The following is a 14,298-nucleotide window of genomic DNA, read 5'->3' on the forward strand; positions in this document are numbered from 1 at the left end:
CAAGTCTGTTTATATTGGCGTTTTACGAACTAAGGAAAGTTATGATTAAATCAATACTGATAATATTTACATTGTTTTTAGCTAGTCTTGCTACCGCTGAAGAGTTTACTGATGTGTCTGAGATCACAGAGCGCTTGGAAGATGACATACCAAAGATTTTAGATAAACACAAAGCTCCTGGTGTTGCACTTGCATTTGTCAATGGAAATAGAGTTCTAGAGTTTCGATCCTATGGTTTTGCCGACGTAGCAGCCAAAACTGAGATTACCCAAAGCACAATGTTTAACGTAGGGTCTATTTCTAAGCTGGTTACTGTTTGGGGAGTAATGCAACTTGTAGCTCAAGGCAAAGTCGATTTAGATGCGCCAATAAACCAATACCTCAAACGTTGGCAGATCCCTAAGTCTGAGTTTAACGCAAAAAAAGTAACATTGAGAAATATCTTATCTCACACTTCAGGCTTGTCACTTGGCCCATATACAGGCTGGGAGTCTCCAGAAAAGTTAACATCTATAGTTGACTCACTAAATGGCAATAACAATGGCGCCGGATCTGTTGAACTTATTCATGTGCCCGATACAAAATGGTCTTATTCTGGTGGTGGGTATTCAGTGGTGCAACTTTTAATTGAAGATGTGTCAGGCATGGCATTTGAAGACTATATGCAGCAATACGTGTTTAAGCCTCTAAATATGAAGGATTCTACTTTTAAAATTACTAAAAAAGTTATCAAAAAGTCGGCAACACCTTACGATAATTCCGGCAAAGTCACGGGCATGGTTTATTTTAATGAGAAAGCAGCTGCTGGTTTACAGACAACGCCAATAGACTTAGCCCGCTTTAATATGGCTGTGTTGCGCAACAACGATGGTGATTATAATGGTTTAGGGTTGCTACCAGAAAAATTAATTGATCTGATGATAAAGCCCGCGCCAAACACTAATGGGCGCTGGAGTATGAGCTATGTTGTTGACGCAAAGAATAGCAGTCTTGGCTTTGCTGGATTTAATCGTGGTTGGGTCTCGCTATCACGCTCTATCACTGACCTTAACTTTGGTTATGTGATTTTAAGTAATAGTAGTATTGGCGCAGTGAATAATGACATTGATAGTCTTATCCTTTCTATTGTTAAACAAAGCCATAACTAAAATGGATACAACAAAGTATTTCAGCGGGTAAAGCGCTCAATTCGACGATAAGTTTGTAGTGGCATAGTTAATTTTGCCGCCCATTCAAAAACTAGCATTCGTTTTTTACATACAGGGTTGTGAAAAAACATACAGAGCTTTTTACTAAGACCTTTTATTAAAAACACCGTCTAATGTTAAGCTAACTAAAATTTAGCAACCTAATATGGCTATGTCTTTTTATCTTCCATTACTTACCCCGTATTTTGAACGTATAGCTATTGGCGAAACCCTAACCTCGCTTTGGAGTGGCTGTGGTCAAATTGTGAAGTGTCAACTTGATGAGCAAGCCTGTGTGATTAAAGCGATTAAAGTACCCGATCATATTAATCACCCTAAAATTAAACAAAGCAGCTTTGCGCTTAATAGAAAGCGTGACTCTTACCACGTTGAATATACGTTTTATCAGCAATTTAGTCATAAGCTGCCCAAGCAAGCGGCAGCTATTGAATGCATTAAAGCAATCAACAAAGGCGATGAGTTTGCCTTGGTGTTTAAAGATTTTTCAAAGCTGGGGTACACCCAAGCAACCACCGAGAATATAAAAGCCATATTAAAGTGGTTGGCACATTTTCATGCCTTTCATTTAAATGCAAAGTTTGATGGCTTATGGCAGCAAGGAAGTTATTGGCATTTAGATACACGCCCTGATGAATTTAATAACTTACCTGAAAAGTCCGATATTAAACAGGCTGCATCACTGTTAAACAGCGCGTTAAAGCAGTGTGATTATAAAACGTTAATTCATGGTGATGCCAAGCTTGCTAACTTTGCCGCTAATAGCCAAGGGCATATTCTCGGTTACGATTTTCAATATGTGGGTGCGGGTGTTGGGGTGATTGATGTAATGTATTTTATGACCAGCTGTATGGATGATTCTGAGCTTCATAAACACGCACAGAGCTACCTTGATTATTATTTCAGCCAATTGAAGCAAGCTCTGAGTGACTATCAACCACACATTAATGCTGATGATGTTGTTACACAATGGGCTCATTTATGGCCAGTGGCATGGGCAGACTTTTATCGGTTTTTACTTGGGTGGAGCCCAGAACACAAAAAGGTTAACAGCTACATGCATGATCAGGTAAATAATTGGTTAGCGAGTAACAACTCATAAACACAAAAATCTTTATAGTTGTGGCTAAATTAAATATTTTGGTACGAACTATGAAATCAAGACTAAAATTAACAGTCAAACGGCCTGTTTTAATATAAAATACGTCAAATTTTTTATCACTAGGTTTATTACTATGGCTATTCACGTTATTTCTCATCCCCTTGTTCAACATAAGTTAGGTTTAATGCGCGCGCATGGAATTAGCACGAAAAGTTTTCGCGAGTTGTGTTCAGAAGTGGGCACATTATTAACTTACGAAGCCACTAAAAATCTAGAATTAGAAGATAACGAAATTACAGGCTGGGACGGTAATAAACTTAAAGTTGAGCACATTAAGGGTAAAAAAATTACCGTGGTGCCAATTTTACGTGCGGGCCTTGGTATGATGGACGGCGTAATGTCGTTACTCCCAGCGGCTAAAGTGAGTGTAGTGGGTTTAGAGCGTAATGAAGAAACTCTTGAGCCAGTTCCCTACTTTGAAAAACTAGTGGGTAATATTGATGAGCGTTTAAGCTTAGTGATTGACCCAATGCTGGCTACTGGTGGTTCTATGATCGCCACCATTGATATGCTTAAAAAAGCGGGCTGTAAAGAAATTAAAGTAATCGTACTGGTTGCTGCACCTGAGGGCGTTGAAAAAACATTAGCCGCTCACCCTGATATTGAGATTTTTACTGCCTCAGTTGATAGCCATTTAAATGAAAAAGGTTACATCATCCCAGGGCTTGGCGATGCAGGTGACAAAATTTTCGGTACGGTTTACTAAGGTTTAGCAGTGCAAAATAATTCTACATTTTCTATAAAAACCATTCTAACCGGTGCCCAAATGCTATTTGTTGCATTTGGTGCATTGGTACTAGTGCCTATTTTAACCGGCCTAGATCCTAGCGTAGCCTTGTTTACCGCTGGTTTAGGTACTTTGTTGTTTCAGTTTGTGACTAAAGGCCAAGTGCCTATTTTTTTAGCTTCGTCATTTGCGTTTATTGCACCCATTATTGCCTCAGTACAAATGTGGGGTATACCCGCCACTATGGGTGGTTTAATGGCGGCGGGCTTTACTTATATGCTATTAAGTTTATTGGTGAAGTTTAAAGGTACAAAAACCTTACATAAAATTTTGCCGCCAATTGTGGTAGGCCCAGTGATTATGGTAATTGGTCTAGCGCTTGCGCCTGCGGCGGTTAATATGGCCATGGGTAAAAGTGGCGATGGTGGCACACAAATTATTGCCTACGACAGCGCTATTATTATCTCTATGTTCTCATTGCTCGTTACTTTAGTGTTTGCCGTGTGGGGTAAAGGGGTATTTAAATTAATACCTATTTTAGCCGGTGTTGTTGCCGGTTACACGCTATCGTTATTTATGGGTATAGTGCAATTTGAAGCCGTAAGTAATGCACAGTGGTTAGCTGTGCCAAACTTTGTGTTACCAGAGTTTAAGTGGCAAGCCATATTATTTATGGTGCCGGTGGCAATTGCGCCTGCTATTGAACACATTGGCGACATGATGGCAATTAGCCAAGTTACAAAAAAAGACTATTTGAAAAAACCAGGACTACATCGCACCTTATTTGGTGATGGTTTAGCCACGTCTGCCGCATCCTTATTTGGCGGCCCACCGAACACCACTTACTCAGAGGTAACCGGTGCGGTAATGCTTACTAAAAACTTTAACCCTAAAGTAATGATGTGGACTGCCATTATCGCAATTTGCTTAGCATTTGTTGCTAAAATGGGCGCTAGTTTGCAAACCATTCCGGTGCCAGTAATGGGCGGAATAATGATTTTATTATTTGGCTCTATTGCGGTTATTGGTTTAAACACCTTAGTTAAATCGGGCGATGACTTAAGTGAACCGCGCAATTTAAGTATTGTGGCACTCATTTTAATTTGTGGTATTGGTGGTATGTACATAGGTAGTAGTGAGTTCAGCCTAGAAGGTGTGAGCTTATGTGCTATTTTAGGCATAGTATTAAACTTAGTATTACCCAAAGCACAGAGCAACCAGAGTTAAGTTTGCACTGTGGTTAAAAATATTGCACCAAAAAAGCGCATTTTAAATGCGCTTTTTTTTTAACCTACTAAAAAGTAACAATAAATAATATTGGTCTAGTAACTGCATTTCCTTAGTCATACCCTATAGTTGACTCAGGGATTGTTATATGGAGACCAAGAGTGTGGATATAAATGCTTTTTTAGTAAAACACCAACTGCCGTTGAAATATCAGTATATTAGCGAGCAGTATTTTTCTGCTATTGCGCAGGACATTCTAACCAGTAAAAAAACAGCCCCTATATTTGTCGCAATTAATGGCTGCCAAGGCTCAGGAAAAACCACACTTGGTGATTATTTAGTAACTTGGTTTAGCCAAAATACCCACCTAAACTGTGTTGCGCTTTCTATTGATGACTTTTATTTATCAACTCAAAAACGCCAACAGTTAGCGCAAGATGTGCATTGTTTATTCGCCACTAGAGGCGTTCCGGGTACACATGATGTTGCGCTGATGGATAACACCATTAGCCGTTTATTAAATACTGAAGTAAATGTACCGCTGCCGCGTTTTGATAAGCAACAAGATGAACCCGTAGCAAAAAATAAATGGTTAACTAATAGTCAGCCGATCGATGTTGTTATTTTAGAAGGGTGGTGTGTAGCCAGTGAACCACAGCAGCCTTTTACTTTAGTTGAGCCTATTAACGAGCTAGAAAAATCATACGATCAACAAGGGTTATGGCGTCGCTGTATTAACAGCTGTTTAGCCAATGAATATAAAACCGTTTTTGATAAAATCGATTACACAATTATGCTCAAAGCCCCGAGTTTTGATGATGTGTTTGCGTGGCGCCAAGAGCAAGAACACAAGTTAATTGCCAAACAAGGGCAGGGCGCAGGCACTATGACTGATGAGCAGTTATTGTGGTTTATTTCTCATTTTGAACGCATCACGCGTGAAAACCTCAACACCCTTAGTGCTAAAGCAAATGCACTTATAGAGCTCGATAGTAATCGAGATGTAACTGCGATGGTGCTTACAAGCGATAGTATTGTACAACCTATCATTTTTACCGATTTAGATGGCACATTACTCAATCACAGAGATTACAACACCGATGCGGTAGATACCTTATTACAAGAGCTGCAATACAGCGGTGTACCTGTGGTATTTAATACCAGCAAAACATTTAGTGAAGTAGTGGCACTGCAACAAGCGCTTAATATTACACAGCCTTTCATTGTTGAAAATGGCTCGGCTGTTTATATTCCTAAAAATTATTTTAATCTCAGGCCAATTGGCTGCAGCGAATACCAAGGCTACTGGTGTTACTCGTTTGCTGCACCCATTAGCAATTTATGGACTGATTTAAAACGCTTAAAAAAAGACTACGGCGACCAATATAGTTTGTTTAGTGAGCTGACCAGTGAGCAGGTAATGAAAATGACAGGATTAAACCAGCTACAAGCAACGCAAGCACAAACCCGTCAATACTCAGATCCGCTCTACTGGCATGGCGATGAGCAGCAACTAAATGAATTTATCAATGCGCTATCAGTATATGGCTACGAGGTTAAAGTAGGCGGGCGCTTTGTTCACATTGGAAAAAATACCGATAAAAGCATGGCTCAGCAATGGTTAGTGCAGCAGTTTAATACGCAGTTTACTAAAGCGCTGAGCATTATTGCGCTAGGGGATAGTGAAAACGATAAGCAAATGCTAGAAGAGGCTGATATCGCCATCATCATTACCAATCCAGAGAGTAAAAAGCCAGTTAAATTAACCTATAACAAAGCGCGCTATTCTCAATTGCCGGCACCGCTAGGCTGGGTTGAAGAAATTACAGCACTACCTTGTATTAACAGTATTTTACCCAGTTCTGAGGAGTATAGTTTACATGGCTGATTTTTATCAAAATGGCATTATTACAACACTACATAACATTGCCAATAGACCCGTAGACGATTTAGAAAAAGAGTTACTTGGCTTTAGTAAACAGCGACCAATGGGGCTTATATTGCCTTCATTATTTAGTGAGTTAGAAGGCCCTGCTTTACAAAATATTGTTAAAGAGCTGCAACAAGTACCGTATTTATCGCAAATAACTATAGGCTTAGACAGAGCCGACGAAAGCCAGTATCGCTATGCATTGAACTTTTTTAAATCGCTTGATCAAAACCATAAAGTGTTGTGGAACGATGGCCCACGTTTGCAGGCGCTCGATAAAGAGCTTCAAGCCTTAGGTGTGGCGCCACGTGAGCTCGGTAAAGGCCGTAATGTGTGGTATTGCATGGGCTATAAACTCGCTACCGCGGAGGTTGAGTCAATAGCACTACATGATTGCGATATTTTAACTTATGACCGAGGCTTATTAGCGCGATTAATTTATCCCGTTGCACATCCTCGATTTAACTATGAATTTTGTAAAGGCTTTTACCCGCGTACTGCCAATGGAAAAATAAATGGTCGAGTATCGCGTTTACTGGTTACTCCGTTATTACGCTCGTTTAAAACCATATTAGGCAGCAGAGACTACCTTGAGTATATGGACTCGTTTCGTTACCCATTAGCCGGTGAATTTTCGTTTAGACGCGATGTATTAAACGATATTCGTATTCCTAGTGACTGGGGATTAGAAATTGGCGTATTAAGCGAGATGTACCGTAATTACTCCCATAACCGCCTATGCCAAGTTGATATTGCCGATAATTACGATCATAAACACCAAGAATTATCGCTGGATGACCAAACTGCTGGCCTTTCTAAAATGTCGATTGATATAACCAAAGCGTTATTTAGAAAGCTAGCGACTCAGGGGGTTACCTTTACCAGCGAAACCATTCGCTCATTAAAAGCGACTTATTACCGCATTGGTTTAGACTTTATTGAAACCTATCATAATGATGCGTTAATGAACGGCTTAACACTTGATATTCACCAAGAAGAAAAAGCGGTAGAAATGTTTGCACAAAATATTATGAATGCTGGCCAACACTTTTTAGAAAACCCAATGGAAGCGCCATTTGTGCCGAGTTGGAACCGTGTAGCTTCGGCGATGCCCGATGTACTAGACCGATTAAAAGAAGCCGTTGAGCTTGATAACGAACAATACAGTTAAATTGGTATACTTAAACGAGGCGCCTGTGGACATAGTTAGGGAACAGTTTTTTCAACGAGTCGAACAACATTTACATACTATTTATCAAGGGGTTGAGTTACCTATGTCGGTAGCTGAGTTGGCTGAAGAATTAATCACCTTGATATTGAGTAATAACCCACTTCGAGATCCTACGCCGCACACTAATCGCTGGGATGAACAAGATATTGTTTTAATTGCCTATGGCGATTCTATAATAAATCATGAAGACAGTGAGTTAGCAGTTGGAACTCCCCTAGAGGCGCCGTTAAAAACCTTGCATCGCTTTATAAAAGAGCAGTGCGATCACCAGCTTAATGCACTGCATATTTTACCTTTTTATCCATACAGCTCAGATGAAGGATTTGCGGTAATGAACTATGCACAAGTTAATGAAGCGCTGGGCGACTGGCAAGATATTAACGCGATTGCAAAAGATGTAAAGTTAATGGCTGATTTAGTGATTAATCATTGTTCTAGCCGAAGCCTTTGGTTTGAAAACTTTTTAACCGATACTCACCCAGGGAAAGACTACTTTAAAACAGCCAGTTTAACTGATGATTTAAGCCAAGTAGTGCGCCCACGAACCTCGCCATTATTACATACGGTAGCCACAGCAAGCGGTGAAAAGCATGTATGGTGTACATTTAGTCATGATCAGGTGGATTTTAATTTTGAAAACCCTGAGGTTTTAAAAGAGTTTGTTGGCATTATTCGCCACTATTTAGATAACGGTATTCGCCTATTTCGCCTTGATGCTGTGGCCTTTTTATGGAAAAAACTCAACACCAGTTGTATAAACTTGCCACAAACCCATGAAGTGGTGCGTTTACTGCGAACGCTGATTGAGCATGCTGAGCCCAGTGTGGTGATTATTACCGAAACCAATATTCCTAATCAAGAAAACCTATCTTACTTTGGTAATGCCAACGAAGCCCATGCAATTTATAACTTTGCTTTGCCGCCGTTGTTATTGCACACTTTACTTAGTGGTGATAGTACCGCGCTTAAGCACTGGATGATGAGCATGCCGCCAGCGCAAAACGGTACCGCATATTTTAATTTTATAGCCTCTCATGATGGCATTGGTTTGAGGCCAATTGAAGGCTTATTACAACCGAGTGAAGTTGCTTCGTTAGTAAGTACGACCATGCAATTTGGGGGTCGTGTTTCAATGCGCACCAGTCACGATGGTACACATACCCCCTATGAGCTAAATATTGCCTTGTTTGATGCCTTACAAGGGACGCATAATGGCGCAGATAAATATGGGCTTGAGCGTTTTTTGTGTGCCCATGCCATTATGTTTGCTATGGAAGGAATACCGGGGTTATACATACATAGTTTACTTGGCACAACTAATGACTATGAGCGCTTTGAAAATTCGCAGCACAATCGCGCAATTAATCGTCATCGCTGGCAAGAATCAAAATTATTAGCGGCTATTGAAGAAAAATACAGCCACCATTACCAGGTGTTCAAGGGAATAAAACAGTTATTATCAGTGCGTAAAAGGCAAGCTGCATTCCACCCTAATGCTACACAATTTACTTTGCACTTAGGAGAGGGGTTATTTGGTTTTTGGCGACAAAGTATAGACCGCCAACAAAGTATTTTTTGTGTTTATAATATTAGCAGTCAGCCACAAAGCTTAACCTTAGCCGACTTAAACTTAATAAATACCCAGCAATGGGTTGAGCTAATTTCTAATACAACACTCGATGACGCGTTACAAACCATGCAGTTAGCACCCTATCAAACGCTTTGGCTATCTAATAAGGCATAAATAACGCAAACAATTACATTCAGAGTTTTAAATAAAGTAACCGCACTGTAAAGGGGCTTTACAGTGCTATTGTTTAAGCGCTAAAAGTAGATTTTCTATTGTGAATTTATGCCAGTCAGCGCGTGTTTTACTAAACTGTATAAAGTTTATTTCTGCTAGACCTGTTGTATTTATCGCCGTATATAAGGGGGTGTTTTCATCAGTAAGTGGGTCAAAAATATCAGCTGAACGATGAAGCAAAGGACTAAGTTTTGGTTGCGTATGGTTGTCGAACAGATTAACCAGAGCATAAGCACCTAACAAAACATGACCTCCTATAGATACATCAAGCTCTGAACCATTATTAGGTGGAACCTCCCAGTTAATACCGCCCACAATAACCTGAGATTGCATGTTTAGCTGTTTTAATGCCCTTTTTGCGCCAAAAGCAATGGCGTCATTTGCACACCAAATAATGTTAATTTCAGGGGCTTGATGCATATACGCCAAAGTTTTTGTAAACCCTTCTTGTTCAGACCAATTGGCAACCTCTTTAGCGATTAAAGTAACTTGCGGCGTTTGCGCTAAAAAATCCATTAACCCTTGAGTGCGCATAATAGAAGCAGGCGTTGCATAGTCGCCTAATAACGCCAATATATGTGCGCTAGTTGTTGTTTTATTGGTAAACTTTTTATAAAGCTGCTGCATCAATGATTTACCTGCAACGCGATTATTTGGGGTAATACTACCGACTATGTTAGTGCCATTTTTACGTAACATATCAAGTGACGTAGGCGAAGGGCGATTTAATAAAAAGTAAATAGGGACATGTTTACTGTCTATTTTAGAGAGGTACTTACTGGTAACATTCTTTTCGTTTACGAGGATCAGGTAATCGGGCTTATCATTTATAGCCTGCTGAATAAGCTCTTTCATTAAAATATGATTTCGGTTGGCGTATTTTATCGTTAATGTAACATCTAAATCAGTGGCTGCATTTTGCATGATTTTAGAAACATCAAACCAAAAGTTTCCGGTGCTGTTCTGTGCATTTTCCGTGTTAGAAAAACCAGGGTTAATAAATATGACTTCTAGGGCATAAGCACTATAACTACCCAACAGAAGGCAGGTAAACGTTAGCAGGCGGTATAATTTAAACAAGGACATACATTTCTCTGTAAACTTTTTAAAGCCCAATTTTATCCTTGTGGAAGTGCTCCGTATGACATCTAGGCGTTATGCTATATAATACCTCAGTAAGTTTAGTATGTATGCAACAATTATTTTTTAGGGTGTATTAATGAAAGCAGTTTTGTTGTTAATGGTATTAATATTTAGTCAAACAGTTGCCGCAAATGAAATGAGCGACTTAGAAAAGACCATGAAAAACATTGGGCTTGCTTATAAACAAAGTGTTGAAGCAACCCAGTTAGCAGAATTTAATGGCGCTATCGATGAATTTATTAAATTGATAGAGCAAAGTAAGCAAGCCAAGTTTTATAAAGAAGCTGAAAAGTCGGTGCAAGGGCTAGATAAGGTGCTTATTCAAGCCCAGTTAGCCAAAAAAGTAGCGAACGAGCAGGGGCTTGAGTCGGCAAAAAAACCACTTAAGGCGATTGATAATTTGCGCAAAAAATATCACGAATTACACGAGCCTCCAGGCTTTTTTGAATTATTGTTTGGAAAATAAGGATTAGTAATGGAAATTTCGGTTTCAATGTTAGATGGTCAAAAGTTAAGTGCTAAGTTTGGTGAGCATGAAGTTATAAGCGATCAAAGCATAAACGCTGGTGGTGATGCAGAACATCCAGAACCGTTTGACTATTTTTTAGTAAGCATGGTGTTGTGTGCTGGTTTTTATGCGCGTAAATTTTGTCAGCAAAGAGAGATCTCGACCGAGGGGATGACACTGACACAAAATAACGAAAATGTAGGTGAAAACGGTAAGAAGCTTTTTTCAATCGAAATTGGCTTGCCAGAAGGTTTCCCAGCTAAATATAAAAAAGCGCTGATTGCTGCGGTGAATACATGTACCGTGAAAAAGGTTATTCAAGCAGTGCCTGAGTTTTCTGTTGTAGTTAAATAAACAGACCCTAATAATAATGCCGAGTATAAACTCGGCATTATTTTATCTTGCTACTTTTTCTTCATACCCTGCACAGCTTTAAATCTAGGGTTATCTTTACATATCACGAATACTCGCCCTTTGCGCTTTACAATTTGACAACCTGGTCGTTGTTTTGCACTTTTTAATGAACTTAAAACTTTCATTTGCTTTCCTTTTTAGCTGTAGAGAGGTTTTTAAACCGACGATTAAATTGCGCAACGCGTCCATCAGTAGCGAGCGTTTTTTGTTTGCCTGTATAAAATGGATGTGAGTCACTTGAGACATCAATAGGAACATAAGGGTATGTTTTACCCTCAATTTCTATGGTGCGATTGGTTTTAATGGTTGAACCAATAATAAAGTAAGAATCAGCTGCAGTATCATGAAAAGCAACCACATGGTAATCAGGGTGAATATTGGGCTTCATAAAATGCCTTAGTGTTATGTGATAGTATATCATTTAATCTAACGTATTTATTTTCCCTTTGCAAATCATTTTAAATAGCCTTAAACGCAGTGTAATTGCTGTGTATTTGCACAAAACAGTCAAAAAATAAGCACTTAGATCAAAAGTACTGGCTATTAGTATTTAGGCTGCTATAACTAGACTCAGCGAACAAAATAATAAGAATTTAATAACGTTAATAGAGGTAGTTTTATGAGTGACGCTCAGGCACAACAAAACCAAATCGACCAAGGAGTCATGGATACTCTCAGAGAGCGTGACCACAGTATATTGGCTAAACAAGTTGATTCGTTAGGGTGTTCTCATAACGACATCATTGAATTACTTGCTCATTATTTAGCATTAAGCGAACAAGAAGATGATGAATTATTTGACGATTGGTTTGACGCGCTTTCAAAAGAACAACACACCGTATTAAAAGTATTTGAAGTTTATCGTGGGCAGTACGAGCACCAGAACTAATCCGTTTGGTTGTAATAGCCATTTTATTTAAGATGATGCCGGCTGCTAAGGATGTAATTTAATGTTAACAAAAGTGTGTGTTTTTATCCCTAAGCAAAATAAATAATCACACTTTTTAATACAATAGTATGTACTTTTTCTCTTGATGATTTTTCATCTAACTAATTGATGTATAAAGCTTTGCAATGAGTTAAACTTATTTATATAAACAGTAGCCCTCACTATGTTTAATAAATATACTACTTTTATTGGGTGAACAAAGAAAAGGATCATTCTAATGCCGCACTTAAATGAAATACGCAAAAGAAACAACGTCAAAATAATTGGCAAGGGTGATAAAACCTTGGTTTTGGCTCACGGATTTGGTTGTGACCAAAATATGTGGCGGTTTGTTACTCCAGTGCTTGAGCAACATTTTACTTTAGTGCTGTTTGATTATGTAGGCTCTGGTAAGTCTGATATTTCTCAATACAACAAAAAGCGTTATTCAACCCTTGATGGCTATGCCAAAGATGTACTTGAGATATGTGACGCACTTGATCTTAGCGATGTGACTTTTATAGGTCACTCTGTTAGCGCAACAATTGGGGCACTTGCCGCCATTGAGCAGCCAGAGTTATTTGCTCAGCTAGTTATGATTTGTCCTTCACCGTGCTTTTTAAATTTACCCCCTGATTATTTTGGCGGGTTTGAAAAACAAGACTTGCACGAACTACTTAACCTGATGGATAAAAATTACATTGGCTGGGCCAATTACTTAGCACCTTTGGTTATGGGGAGCTCTCACCCTGATGAATTTATAGCGGAACTATCGGGAAGCTTTTGTTCAACCGATCCACTGATTGCAAAAACCTTTGCAGAAGCCACTTTTTTATCTGATTATCGCGCGACGCTTAAACATATAAAACAGCCATCATTAGTTTTACAAAGTGAACACGATGCTTTAGCCGCGCCATCTGTAGGCGAATTTGTCGCAAATGAAATACCTAACGCGACGCTCCAAGTTATAAACGCACATGGTCATTGTATTCATATGACTCATCCAGAAACAGTCGGCCGTTCGATTATTGATTTTGTGAGTTAGCCGTAATGCCACTGTATCAATTAGATAATAATAAGGTTGCGGATTTCTCTGCTGATTACTTTTTAAATGGCGCATTGGTGACCAATGCGGATAACGTGATTGTTTATGTAAATACTTATTTTAAAAAGGAATTACACTGGCATTGCAATGAGTTGCTGGGTAAGTATATTGATAAAATTTTAACTAAATCTTCAAAAATATTTTTACAAAGCTATGTGCTTCCTACCTTACTGCACGAAAAGCAATGCCAAGAAATGCAGTTAATTATGCTCAGTGCTCAAGGGGAGCGGATTGCAGTTACCGTTAATGCACAGCTTGATGAAAAAGGGTATATATACTGGAGCTTTTTTAATGCTACGCAGCGAGATAAGCTCTACGATGAGTTGATAAACACACGGGAAAAGCTAGAAGCACAAACCGAGCGCTTGCAATCTTTAGCGTCTACCGATGAGCTAACATCGCTATTAAACCGACGTGAAATGGATTACCGCAGTGTTTTATTACTCGAACAAGCAAAAAGAACACACCGCTCAGTTGCACTTTTAGTAATTGATATTGATAATTTTAAACAGATCAACGATACCTATGGGCATTTACAGGGCGACAGGGTGCTAAAAGAGCTAGGCCAATGTCTTAAAAAAATAAGCAGACAAACTGATTTAGTTGCACGTTATGGTGGGGAAGAGTTTTTAATTATGTTACCCGACACCCATAGCGCAGATACCTTAATATTTTGCCAAAGGCTACACCAACTAATTGCTGAAATTAAAGTAGGTAGTGAAGGGCTAACAGTCAGTATTGGTGCATGTATGAGTGATAGTGACAGCACGTTTACTGAACTGTTTAAGCATGCTGATAACGCTGTTTATCAGGCTAAGGCAAACGGCAAAAACACTACTTACATGCATTCTTAATATTCGAGTGATTAAGCAACAATGTTGTTTGGCTCTTTTTACAGGCAGTGCTTGCTTAAC

General features: G+C 39.1%; 15 protein-coding genes. 12 read left to right on the plus strand and 3 right to left on the minus strand.

Going from position 1 to position 14,298, the window contains the following annotated elements; translation table 11 throughout:
• Positions 1–41: 41 nt before the first annotated feature.
• The 7 genes from AN392_RS04575 to AN392_RS04605 all read left to right on the plus strand — a co-directional run bounded on the left by AN392_RS04575 (position 42) and on the right by AN392_RS04605 (position 9,226).
• Entirely contained in the window at positions 42–1,148 is a 1,107-nt protein-coding gene (locus AN392_RS04575) for a serine hydrolase (protein WP_055011978.1), read from the plus strand.
• A gap of 211 nt (positions 1,149–1,359) precedes the next feature.
• Positions 1,360–2,307, plus strand: coding sequence for a DUF1679 domain-containing protein (locus AN392_RS04580; protein ID WP_055012074.1), 948 nt, complete (start codon positions 1,360–1,362; stop codon positions 2,305–2,307).
• A gap of 133 nt (positions 2,308–2,440) precedes the next feature.
• Positions 2,441–3,073 (plus strand): uracil phosphoribosyltransferase, encoded by a 633-nt coding sequence (upp, locus tag AN392_RS04585; RefSeq protein WP_008466150.1) that lies wholly within the window; start codon positions 2,441–2,443, stop codon positions 3,071–3,073.
• Between the two features lie 9 nt (positions 3,074–3,082).
• Complete coding sequence (locus AN392_RS04590; RefSeq protein WP_055011979.1) at positions 3,083–4,321, plus strand: uracil-xanthine permease family protein; 1,239 nt, start codon at positions 3,083–3,085, stop codon at positions 4,319–4,321.
• 148 nt (positions 4,322–4,469) lie between these two features.
• Positions 4,470–6,209 (plus strand): HAD-IIB family hydrolase, encoded by a 1,740-nt coding sequence (locus AN392_RS04595; protein WP_055011980.1) that lies wholly within the window; start codon positions 4,470–4,472, stop codon positions 6,207–6,209.
• On the plus strand, positions 6,202–7,422 hold the full coding sequence (locus AN392_RS04600) for a hypothetical protein (protein WP_008115311.1): 1,221 nt from the start codon (positions 6,202–6,204) through the stop codon (positions 7,420–7,422). The genes AN392_RS04595 and AN392_RS04600 overlap by 8 nt, the downstream gene beginning before the upstream one ends.
• Positions 7,423–7,447: 25 nt before the next feature.
• The gene (locus tag AN392_RS04605) at positions 7,448–9,226 is read left to right on the plus strand and encodes an alpha-amylase family glycosyl hydrolase (protein ID WP_055012075.1); all 1,779 of its coding nucleotides are present in this window, start codon (positions 7,448–7,450) and stop codon (positions 9,224–9,226) included.
• A 66-nt stretch (positions 9,227–9,292) separates the two neighbouring features.
• On the opposite strand, the gene AN392_RS04610 is transcribed toward AN392_RS04605, so the two are convergent.
• Positions 9,293–10,372: an ABC transporter substrate-binding protein gene (locus AN392_RS04610; RefSeq protein WP_055011981.1), complete on the minus strand. Its 1,080-nt coding sequence runs from the start codon at positions 10,370–10,372 to the stop codon at positions 9,293–9,295.
• Between the two features lie 133 nt (positions 10,373–10,505).
• Between AN392_RS04610 and AN392_RS04615 the strand changes: the two genes are divergently transcribed.
• A complete protein-coding gene (locus AN392_RS04615) occupies positions 10,506–10,895 on the plus strand; it encodes a cytochrome b562 (RefSeq protein WP_054201221.1) in 390 nt (129 codons plus the stop codon).
• Between the two features lie 9 nt (positions 10,896–10,904).
• Positions 10,905–11,291, plus strand: a complete 387-nt coding sequence (locus AN392_RS04620) for an OsmC family protein (protein ID WP_055011982.1) — start codon at positions 10,905–10,907, stop codon at positions 11,289–11,291.
• Between the two features lie 50 nt (positions 11,292–11,341).
• On the opposite strand, the gene ykgO is transcribed toward AN392_RS04620, so the two are convergent.
• Together ykgO and AN392_RS04630 are read right to left on the minus strand one after the other, a co-directional pair.
• On the minus strand, positions 11,342–11,476 hold the full coding sequence (gene ykgO, locus AN392_RS04625; protein ID WP_004586489.1) for a type B 50S ribosomal protein L36: 135 nt from the start codon (positions 11,474–11,476) through the stop codon (positions 11,342–11,344).
• Positions 11,473–11,739 (minus strand): type B 50S ribosomal protein L31, encoded by a 267-nt coding sequence (locus AN392_RS04630; RefSeq protein ID WP_008463845.1) that lies wholly within the window; start codon positions 11,737–11,739, stop codon positions 11,473–11,475. Before AN392_RS04630 ends, ykgO begins: the two co-directional genes overlap by 4 nt.
• Positions 11,740–11,970: 231 nt before the next feature.
• On the opposite strand from AN392_RS04630, the gene AN392_RS04635 reads away from it, so the two are divergent.
• The 3 genes from AN392_RS04635 to AN392_RS04645 all read left to right on the plus strand — a co-directional run bounded on the left by AN392_RS04635 (position 11,971) and on the right by AN392_RS04645 (position 14,238).
• On the plus strand, positions 11,971–12,240 hold the full coding sequence (locus AN392_RS04635; RefSeq protein ID WP_055011983.1) for a hypothetical protein: 270 nt from the start codon (positions 11,971–11,973) through the stop codon (positions 12,238–12,240).
• Between the two features lie 277 nt (positions 12,241–12,517).
• A complete protein-coding gene (locus AN392_RS04640; protein ID WP_055011984.1) occupies positions 12,518–13,324 on the plus strand; it encodes an alpha/beta fold hydrolase in 807 nt (268 codons plus the stop codon).
• Positions 13,325–13,329: 5 nt separating this feature from the next.
• Positions 13,330–14,238, plus strand: a complete 909-nt coding sequence (locus AN392_RS04645; protein WP_055011985.1) for a GGDEF domain-containing protein — start codon at positions 13,330–13,332, stop codon at positions 14,236–14,238.
• The last annotated feature ends 60 nt before the right edge of the window (positions 14,239–14,298 follow it).

This window comes from Pseudoalteromonas sp. P1-16-1b (genome assembly GCF_001401785.1).
In the GTDB taxonomy this organism is placed as follows: domain Bacteria; phylum Pseudomonadota; class Gammaproteobacteria; order Enterobacterales; family Alteromonadaceae; genus Pseudoalteromonas; species Pseudoalteromonas undina.

Bases quoted from the DNA above. Each gene is read 5' to 3' on its own strand.
- AN392_RS04635 (WP_055011983.1), top strand. From the start codon at position 11,971: ATGAGTGACGCTCAGGCACAACAAAACCAAATCGACCAAGGAGTCATG.
- AN392_RS04630 (WP_008463845.1), bottom strand. From the start codon at position 11,739: ATGAAGCCCAATATTCACCCTGATTACCATGTGGTTGCTTTTCATGAT.
- AN392_RS04615 (WP_054201221.1), top strand. From the start codon at position 10,506: ATGAAAGCAGTTTTGTTGTTAATGGTATTAATATTTAGTCAAACAGTT.
- AN392_RS04595 (WP_055011980.1), top strand. From the start codon at position 4,470: ATGGAGACCAAGAGTGTGGATATAAATGCTTTTTTAGTAAAACACCAA.
- AN392_RS04580 (WP_055012074.1), top strand. From the start codon at position 1,360: ATGTCTTTTTATCTTCCATTACTTACCCCGTATTTTGAACGTATAGCT.
- AN392_RS04600 (WP_008115311.1), top strand. From the start codon at position 6,202: ATGGCTGATTTTTATCAAAATGGCATTATTACAACACTACATAACATT.
- upp (WP_008466150.1), top strand. From the start codon at position 2,441: ATGGCTATTCACGTTATTTCTCATCCCCTTGTTCAACATAAGTTAGGT.
- ykgO (WP_004586489.1), bottom strand. From the start codon at position 11,476: ATGAAAGTTTTAAGTTCATTAAAAAGTGCAAAACAACGACCAGGTTGT.
- AN392_RS04620 (WP_055011982.1), top strand. From the start codon at position 10,905: ATGGAAATTTCGGTTTCAATGTTAGATGGTCAAAAGTTAAGTGCTAAG.
- AN392_RS04640 (WP_055011984.1), top strand. From the start codon at position 12,518: ATGCCGCACTTAAATGAAATACGCAAAAGAAACAACGTCAAAATAATT.
- AN392_RS04645 (WP_055011985.1), top strand. From the start codon at position 13,330: ATGCCACTGTATCAATTAGATAATAATAAGGTTGCGGATTTCTCTGCT.
- AN392_RS04610 (WP_055011981.1), bottom strand. From the start codon at position 10,372: ATGTCCTTGTTTAAATTATACCGCCTGCTAACGTTTACCTGCCTTCTG.
- AN392_RS04575 (WP_055011978.1), top strand. From the start codon at position 42: ATGATTAAATCAATACTGATAATATTTACATTGTTTTTAGCTAGTCTT.